Genomic DNA, 1,683 nt, shown 5'->3' on the forward strand with positions numbered 1-1,683 from the left:
CTTAATTGATTAGTTCGCTCTAGAGCAAAAACAATTGACAAAAATCGCTAAATGCCTTTCTCTATAAGGGTTCCATCCCTTATAACCCCCGTCCATTGCATAACACAAACCGAAGAGCCTTAATTATAACCAGCTACTTATCTCGGATTTTAACGACCATGAACACCCAACTGATTGATTCTCTCGCGCGAATCATTCTCTCTCTCTCCGAGGAAGAAAGAGAGTTACTGAATCGGAAAATTCAGAGCGAACAACGGGAAAATTGGCAGATTAACGCTCAAATTTTGGATTTAGAAACCCGTGTCAAGCAATAGGAAAATCAATATCCCATGAGTTCGGAAGAATTCTCTCCTAGATTTCGTTCTGGTGAGCTAGGGGACGCTATGGATTATTTCGAGTGGAATGTTTATTATGAAATGCTATTGGCAGCTAGAAAAGAGATAAGTTTACGATCAAATTAGATGGAGATAGCCGATTATATTCCCCTAGTTAAACGGAAATTATCCGAGAGTTCGATCGTCAACTCTTTCACGATTGTCGATGAAAGAATTTTATTTGATCGAGGCTATTTCCGAGCGAGAGTCCTTCGATTTCAGGACAACAGCTTCAAACTGACGTAAAGCAAGACTAGAACCTTGATTCCAGCCTAATTCTACATAATAGGGAAAAAGTTTCTTGATATTTATATCGGGAAAGAGACGACTATTTTCCCTTTCTTGATAACCGTCTTCTCTGAACAAATATATTTTTAATTCTTCCCGACGATAAACCCACAATTCGGGAATTTTTAGCAATTGATAGGCCTCTACATCAGTCAGAGAAGTAAAATCCACTTCTATAGCTAAATCGGGAGGAGGATCAACAGTTAAATCAATTCTCTCTTTGCCTAAAATTGCCTGTCTATTATCAATATAAAAACAAGTATCTGGCTCTACTCCTGCTTCCCCCGGCATTTTCAAGGTAATCGGATCAAAACATTCCCAGTCCTTACCTTGACGACGGAGGATAATTTTTACTAAATCACTTAAAAGATTGATACGTTTGCCATGACTTGGTAAGGGAGACATAAGCCGAATTTCTTGAGTTTTGCCGTTAAAATAGAGTTTGGGATAGGTTTTTTGGAGACGTAAATTCAGCAATCTTTCGTAATCTTCCCAAGTCTGATGCGGAAAAATAACTTGACTGCCCGGAGATAAAGATAAAGTATTTTCGTTGAGAGTAATTAGTAGCATTTTGATAATTATTTTTGGATTGTCAGATCCCCCCGCCTATCGGCACCCCCCTTATTAAGGGGGGCAGGGGGGATTAAGCTCACTTTTATACAAAAAGTGTTTTAACTAAAATTCTCTAAAGCTTCAAACTGACGTAAAGCAAGACTAGAACCTTGATTCCAGCCTAATTCTACATGATAGGGGAAAAGTTTCTTGATATTTATATCGGGAAAGAGACGACTATTTTCGCTTTCTTGATAACCGTCTTCTCTGAACAGATATATTTTCAATTCTTCCCGACGATAAACCCACAATTCGGGTATTTTCAACAATTGATAAGCTGCTACATCAGTCAGGGAAGTAAAATCCACTTCTATAGCTAAATCGGGAGGAGGATCAACAGTTAAATCAATTCTCTCTTTGCCTAAAATTGCCTGTCTATTATCAATATAAAAACAAGTATCTGGTTCTA

At 38.1% G+C, this 1,683-nt stretch carries 3 protein-coding genes; 1 reads left to right on the forward strand and 2 read right to left on the reverse strand.

The window, feature by feature from the left end:
* The first annotated feature begins 158 nt into the window (after positions 1-158).
* Positions 159-314, forward strand: a complete 156-nt coding sequence (locus PX481_RS30260) for a hypothetical protein (protein WP_002764476.1) — start codon at positions 159-161, stop codon at positions 312-314.
* A 237-nt stretch (positions 315-551) separates the two neighbouring features.
* On the opposite strand, the gene PX481_RS26695 is transcribed toward PX481_RS30260, so the two are convergent.
* Positions 552-1,232 carry a Uma2 family endonuclease gene (locus tag PX481_RS26695; RefSeq protein ID WP_288096952.1) on the reverse strand — a complete coding sequence of 227 codons (681 nt, stop codon included), beginning with the start codon at positions 1,230-1,232 and terminating at the stop codon, positions 552-554.
* 101 nt (positions 1,233-1,333) lie between these two features.
* The coding region (locus PX481_RS26700; protein WP_288096954.1) for a Uma2 family endonuclease at positions 1,334-1,683 on the reverse strand (350 nt) is incomplete at its 5' end.

The sequence above is a fragment of the Microcystis sp. M53603_WE2 genome (assembly GCF_030065435.1).